The sequence below is a fragment of the Mesobacillus harenae genome, from assembly GCF_013343715.1.
Taxonomy (GTDB): Bacteria; Bacillota; Bacilli; order Bacillales; family Cytobacillaceae; genus Mesobacillus_A; species Mesobacillus_A harenae.
Genome location: NZ_JABUNR010000020.1, coordinates 77,472 through 83,918 on the forward strand (window position 1 = coordinate 77,472; position 6,447 = coordinate 83,918).

Annotated in this window: 6 protein-coding genes; 4 read left to right on the forward strand and 2 right to left on the reverse strand. The window is 41.4% G+C overall.

All coding sequences use genetic code 11. From position 1 onward, the window contains the following. Positions 1-95 precede the first annotated feature (95 nt). Complete coding sequence (gene fabF / locus HRJ06_RS20205) at positions 96-1,337, forward strand: beta-ketoacyl-ACP synthase II (RefSeq protein WP_338421130.1); 1,242 nt, start codon at positions 96-98, stop codon at positions 1,335-1,337. A 70-nt stretch (positions 1,338-1,407) separates the two neighbouring features. On the opposite strand, the gene HRJ06_RS20210 is transcribed toward fabF, so the two are convergent. Beyond that, the gene (locus HRJ06_RS20210; protein WP_174734778.1) at positions 1,408-1,749 is read right to left on the reverse strand and encodes a cupin domain-containing protein; all 342 of its coding nucleotides are present in this window, start codon (positions 1,747-1,749) and stop codon (positions 1,408-1,410) included. A 356-nt stretch (positions 1,750-2,105) separates the two neighbouring features. Here HRJ06_RS20210 and HRJ06_RS20215 point away from each other — a divergent pair, with 356 nt between their 5' ends. From HRJ06_RS20215 to HRJ06_RS20225, 3 genes are all read left to right on the forward strand, one after another. Continuing rightward, positions 2,106-2,480 carry a KGG domain-containing protein gene (locus HRJ06_RS20215; RefSeq protein ID WP_174734779.1) on the forward strand — a complete coding sequence of 125 codons (375 nt, stop codon included), beginning with the start codon at positions 2,106-2,108 and terminating at the stop codon, positions 2,478-2,480. 668 nt (positions 2,481-3,148) lie between these two features. Next, positions 3,149-3,592 carry a GNAT family N-acetyltransferase gene (locus tag HRJ06_RS20220; RefSeq protein ID WP_174734780.1) on the forward strand — a complete coding sequence of 148 codons (444 nt, stop codon included), beginning with the start codon at positions 3,149-3,151 and terminating at the stop codon, positions 3,590-3,592. A gap of 186 nt (positions 3,593-3,778) precedes the next feature. Then, on the forward strand, positions 3,779-4,822 hold the full coding sequence (locus HRJ06_RS20225) for an L-threonylcarbamoyladenylate synthase (RefSeq protein ID WP_174734781.1): 1,044 nt from the start codon (positions 3,779-3,781) through the stop codon (positions 4,820-4,822). 360 nt (positions 4,823-5,182) lie between these two features. Here the strand turns inward: HRJ06_RS20225 and HRJ06_RS20230 are convergent, their stop codons facing one another. Next, a complete protein-coding gene (locus HRJ06_RS20230; RefSeq protein WP_174734782.1) occupies positions 5,183-6,349 on the reverse strand; it encodes an IS256 family transposase in 1,167 nt (388 codons plus the stop codon). Positions 6,350-6,447 lie beyond the last annotated feature (98 nt).

Below are 6,447 nucleotides of genomic sequence, written 5' to 3' on the forward strand. Positions count from 1 at the left end.
TTTTCTGTTAAAAGGTTTATAATGTTTATATAGTAGATTCTAGTACCTAGTCATAATTGAATATCATATAAACTATGTTAAAAGGGGAGAGTCATATAATGAAGAAACGAGTCGTCATTACGGGGATCGGTGCGGTCACACCACTGGGAAATGATGCTGTTACAACCTGGGACCGGATTAAAAGAGGTGAATCGGGGATTGGCCCGATTACGAAATTCGACCCAGCCCATGTGAATGTAAAAGTCGCAGCAGAAGTGAAGGATTTTGCTCCTGCTGATTTTATGGATATGAAAGAAGCCCGCAGGATGGGGCGGTTTACCCAATTTGCAATTGCAGCAGCTAAAATGGCTGTTAGTGATGCAGGAATAAAAGTAGGAGAAAACATAAATCCTGAGAGGCTTGGAGTATGGATCGGCTCTGGAATTGGCGGGCTGGATGAGTTTGAAGTCCAGCATAAGCGATTTTTAGAAAAGGGACCAAAACGTGTAAACCCTTTTACAATCCCTATGCTTATACCTGATATGGCTGCAGGCAGAGTATCGATTGAAATCGGAGCAAAAGGAATGAACAATTGTTCAGTAACTGCATGTGCATCTGGAGCGAACTCAATAGGGGATGCCTTTAGGGTTGTCCAAAATGGCGGAGCTGACATGATGATTGCAGGCGGAACAGAATCTGCGATTACGGAAATGACCGTCTCCGGATTTACGAACATGACCGCTCTATCGACCAATCCGGACCCAGCTACTGCAAGCCGTCCTTTTGATAAAGATCGAGACGGGTTCGTTATCGCAGAAGGTGCAGGAATCATCATTTTAGAAGACTTAGAACATGCCCTGGCTCGCGGAGCTTCTATATACGGTGAAATCGTTGGCTATGGCGCTACCGGAGATGCCTATCATATCACCACACCAGCTCCAAACGGGGAAGGCGGGCAGCGTGCTATGAGACAGGCACTGGAAGATGCAAACATTAACCCTGATCAGGTGGATTATATTAACGCCCATGGAACATCAACCCATTACAATGATTTATATGAAACAAAAGCCATCAAAGAGGTGTTTGGTGAGCATGCCTATAAGCTGGCTGTCAGTTCAACCAAATCTATGACTGGCCATTTATTGGGCGCGGCAGGTGCGATCGAGGGGATCTTCTCGCTTCTGGCAATTAAGGAAGGGGTCATTCCTCCAACGATCAACTACACCACCCCAGACGAAGAGCTAGATTTGGATTACGTTCCAAATACGGCTAAGTCCGCTGATGTACAGGTTGCCATATCCAATTCACTAGGTTTTGGAGGCCACAACGCGACATTGGTCTTTAAGAAATACAACTAGTTAAAAAGAAATATAACCTTCATTAAAAACAGCTAGCAGGCTATCTCTCCTGCTAGCTGTTTTTGTATGCCTAAACGTTCTGCGCGTATCTGTCATCCGGGATTTTATTCAGCATCACATAGAGACTGACCGGATCAGAGCCGTCATTCGTAAAGGCAAGCGATTCCTGGCCGCCGCAGTGAACAGTATCGTGAGCCGAAGCTGCTATTTCTACACCGTCAATGGTGAAGGTTCCGTTTCCCTGAAGAACCAGGATGTATACTTCTGTTCCAGAATGCCCGTGTGCTGGCAGTGCCTGTCCTGGCAGGAAATTAAGAAGAAATACCGTACTTTCTCCTATTTTATATACAATTCGCTTCGTAAACTTTTCATCGCTAAATTCCTGATAGCTTTTTAATGTCTTATGTTCCATATTGTTTCCCTCCTAAGGAAGTTATTGTGGTTCCGCTGAAATGAGAACCTTTTTCACTGGAGCGGTAACTTTAGTATAAAGCCTAGCATCTTTTAGAGAAGTGAGCTGCATCACAGGCTACCTCTTAAAAAAGGCAGTTAGAAGATAAAGCTAGAAAATAGAAACGTCTTTCAGATGAAAAAATATGACTTATAGAATGAAAAGTTATCCAACTATGGAAAAAAAGCCGGATAAATTTCCAAGATTATTACATGAATAGCACAAGCATTTTACATTCAATTTACAAGGGTTTATGTCCTGAGAAAGCGGCTATACATAAGAGTGTAAGATAAAAATAACAAAGGAGATGATCAGACATGGCAAACAACAACAACAACGATAAATTGTCACGCGAGGAAAGAGGACGCATGGGCGGAGAAGCTACTAGTGAATCACATGGCAAAGAATTTTATCAGGAAATAGGCCGCAAAGGCGGAGAAGCCACTAGTGAATCTCACGATAAAGATTTTTATCAAGACATCGGAAGCAAGGGTGGAGAAGCCACTGCTGAATCTCATGACAAGGAATTCTATCAGGAGATTGGCCAAAAAGGCGGAGAAACCACTAGTGAGAATCATGACAAAGATTTCTATCAGGAAATTGGCCGTAAAGGCGGAGAAGCCACTAGTGAATCTCACGACAAAGATTTTTATAAAGAAATTGGCCGCAAAGGCGGAAACAACAGCGACTAATATGTAAAAGTAGTGAAAAACACGGCAGCCTATCAAGGTTGCCGTGTTTTTTTTGTTGTATAAGAAACTATAAAAGTTCCAAGTTACGGATAATGGTAGCGTTGTCTGTATCCGCAGCTCCAACGCTCGGTAGCTAGTGTACTTCGCTTAACCGAGCGCTATGCTTTTGTCCTTTCTTTGCGAAACGAAAAATAACCTTATGGAAATGAATATTCTGACGAGAATCTATTTTGATGTACATAATCACTGGGATCGATTGTTTGAAAAAAAGAACCAAACTCGACCGAACGTCCTATAGGAAATGGATAAATCATGGGATGTGGAAATCCCCAAAAATATTTGTTCGTGAAGGCTGTCATGATGTTAATAGAATACCGTATTGATGTAGTTGAGTAGTTGATTGGAGCATAAGTCGCTTGACTCCAGCGGGATCAGCGGGACAGGTGAGACCCCGCAAGAGCGAAGCGATGAGGAGGCTCACCGCACGCCCCGCGGAAAGCAAGCGACTGGAGCGGAAATCAACTACTCCGGTTTAAACACCGGCCAAAAAGGGGGCCAGGCGGTTTTGACACGGTTTTTGTTCTTGGCGCTCAATAGTCCTATTTTTTGTTCTACTTTCCCTATCTTTTCATATTCATATAATAGAATCTGAAAATGGGGTGCGAAAAATGAAAATAAGTATTCGTTATGCAGTTAAAGAAGACACTAACAAGCTGAGGGATTTATTGCAAAATGCTAATTTAAGTTTAGAGGGGCTTGAGGAAACTATTGATTATTTTTTAATAATGGAAGATAGCAATCGAAAAATGATAGCTACGCTGGGAATTGAACCGCTACAATCAGTTGGCCTGCTGAGGTCGTTTGTTGTGTCAGGCAGTCTATCTGAACAGCATATTATTATGATGTTCGACCATATGCTCCAGCTGGCAAGGGAAAAAGCTTTAACCTCTCTCTATCTTGCCTCCAATAAGCAGAATGCCTTAACATTTTTTGAAGAAATAGGATTTCGAGCTGTTTCAAAGCAGGAAATTCCCAAGGATTTATATCATTCATCACATTTAAAGAACATTTTAAATGTGGATAACTCAACGATTATGGAATTAAACCTTTAATTTGTGGATATGTTCAAAAAGTTATCCACAAAATCATCAATGTTATACACAAAATGTGGATAAAAACTTGTGTTCGCATTTGTCTTCTTTTATACTTTCATAGATAATAATCCTAAGAAGCTATAAATAAAGGGATTAACGAACTAGATTCGGGACCAAGGTCCCATTAATTAAAGGTGGATTCAAATGGAAACAAAGGTTTGGCTAGTGGATAAGTTTGTGGATGAATTAATAACATATCCACAAGTCCAAGAAGCAGCAGGTTTTTTACAAAAAAACGAAGTAGTAGCTTTTCCAACTGAAACCGTTTACGGACTTGGCGGAAATGCCCAAAGTGACAAAGCGGTCGAGAGAATTTTCAAAGCTAAGGGACGTCCCAGCGATAACCCGCTCATTATCCACATAGCGGACTCCCAGCAGTTAGGGAAGTTTGTTTCAGAAATTCCGGAAAAGGCAGCAATCTTGATAGAAAAGTTTTGGCCTGGTCCGTTAACAATTATTTTTAACAAGAAAGAAGGAGTGCTTTCTGATCTCGCTACAGCGGGACTTTCCACTGTGGCTGTTAGAATGCCGGACCATCCGCTCGCCCTGGCGGTTATTAAGGCTGCTGGCCTGCCGATTGCGGCACCAAGTGCTAATCTATCCGGCAGGCCGAGCCCGACGACTGCCCGTCATGTCCAGGATGATCTATTCGGAAGAATTTCAGGCATTCTTGATGGCGGACCTACTGGTGTAGGGGTAGAGTCGACTGTTATTGATTGTACGGAAAACATTCCGGTTATCCTTAGGCCAGGTGGAGTGACCGCAGAACAGCTGCAGGAAGTACTAGGAGAGGTTCGTTTTGATCCGGCACTGACTGATTCGGCTCAAGCTCCTAAGTCTCCTGGAATGAAGTATCGTCATTATGCTCCCGATGCGCCCTTCTATCTTGTGGATGCCGGTAAACCCTTCATTCAGGAACTAATTCTCCAAAAACAAGCAGAAGGTTTAACGGTTGGGGTATTAACGACTGAGGAAGCGAAAGACTTTTATAAGGCAGACATCGTATACAGCTGCGGGCACAGAAATCGGCTTGAAACAGTTGCAGAAGCTTTATATGATACTTTACGAGCCTTTAACAACACAAATGCCGATATCATTTTCGGAGAAGTTTTCCCGGAAAAAGGCGTAGGCACTGCGGTCATGAACCGGCTAAAAAAAGCATCAGGACACAATATCATTACAGAATAAAAAAGCGGAGCCGATTTCTTGTTAAAAAAAAGCACCGAAATTGACTTTGGTTCGAGCATATCTGCTTAAATTAATTTAGAATAATTATCGTCTTGGAATATATTCGTTTTTTATGGAATATATCAAATTTTTATGGAAAATATCTGTGTTTTCATGGAATATATTTAATTTTTATGGAATATAATCCTCACTAAATTTGAAGGGCAGTCAAGTCCTGATTATTGTGTAAATTCAATGGCAAGTGTTTTCAACTAGAACTTTTGTAATCTCTATCCATTACCTTTTCATTTTTTTAGCGAAGTTTCCATGGGCTTTTTATTTCCATATCCGGGAAGGAAATGGAGCTGAAAATTAACTTCGTTACTTACTGAGTGACTTTCTTACAGAGTAGGCGGACTCCTGATATTGCATTAGGACGGCGCCAACCAGTCGAAATGCAGATTGGGTATTAGGAAAGACACGAACAACTTTTTCCCTCCTGCGGACCTCCTGATTTAATCGTTCAAGTGAATTAGTGCTTCGGATGTGGCAGCGTACCTTTTCTGGATAGTTCATATATTGTATGGTATCTTCAAAACCTTCATCCAATATAGCGAGGGCTTTTTCATATTTAGTTTCATCCCCAAACCGTGTCATTAATTCATCTTTAAACTGGCGTATATCTTCAATCGTAACGGCTTCAAATATACGCTTGATCATCGTACGGATTTCAGCCGAGTCTTTCTTGGGGATTTTCCCTATAACATTCCGTTTGAAATGTACGTTGCATCTTTGCCATGCAGTTCCGATAAATTCACGCTGTATTGCTTTCTGAAGTCCTTGGTGGGCATCAGATATGACAAGTTTAGGTGATTGAAGTCCACGAGACTTAAGCTGCTGAAAGAAACGGCTCCAACTCTCGTAATTTTCCGTATGGTCAACGCTTAAGCCAAGTATTTCACGTTTGTTTTTCTCCGTAATAGCTGTAGCAATATAAACGGCTTTTGAGACAACACGGTGGTGCTCACGTACTTTTATATACATGGCATCTACAAAAAGATAAGGATAGTAGGATGTATTTAAGGGCCGCTTGGCCCAATCGTTAACAATGGGGTCGAGCTTCTGAGTAAGTGATGAAACAAATGATTTAGAGATGTTTTCACCACAAAGCTGCTCCACAATATTAGTAACCTTCCGGGTAGAGACACCATTGATGACCATCTCTAACATGGAGATTACCAGGGCCTGGTCGCAACGGGCATACTTTTCGAATACCGATGTTGAAAATTCACCATTGCGAGTCCTAGGCACCTTCAGCTTTAATTTACCAATACTCATTGTTAGTTCACGTTCATAGTAGCCGTTTCGATAGTCACGACGTTCATCGGAGCGTTCATAGGTACCAACATGTAAAAATTCATCTCTCTCTTTTTCCATGAATTCATTTAAGACTAAAACAATGGCTGATTTAACAACCACTTCAATATTAGAATTCATAACCGATTCTTTTAAAACATCAATATCTAGGTTAAACTGTAATTGAGTCATTATTATTCCTCTCTTCATTGTTATCGTGGTAGAAAACAGTGTTGCCAAGAGTGAATAAAATGACTCTTTCTTTTTACACAATTATATGGACTTAATCT

Excerpts from the sequence above, each read along its gene's own strand:
- HRJ06_RS20210 (WP_174734778.1), bottom strand. The coding sequence starts at position 1,749 with ATGGAACATAAGACATTAAAAAGCTATCAGGAATTTAGCGATGAAAAG.
- HRJ06_RS20215 (WP_174734779.1), top strand. The coding sequence starts at position 2,106 with ATGGCAAACAACAACAACAACGATAAATTGTCACGCGAGGAAAGAGGA.
- HRJ06_RS20220 (WP_174734780.1), top strand. The coding sequence starts at position 3,149 with ATGAAAATAAGTATTCGTTATGCAGTTAAAGAAGACACTAACAAGCTG.
- HRJ06_RS20225 (WP_174734781.1), top strand. The coding sequence starts at position 3,779 with ATGGAAACAAAGGTTTGGCTAGTGGATAAGTTTGTGGATGAATTAATA.
- HRJ06_RS20230 (WP_174734782.1), bottom strand. The coding sequence starts at position 6,349 with ATGACTCAATTACAGTTTAACCTAGATATTGATGTTTTAAAAGAATCG.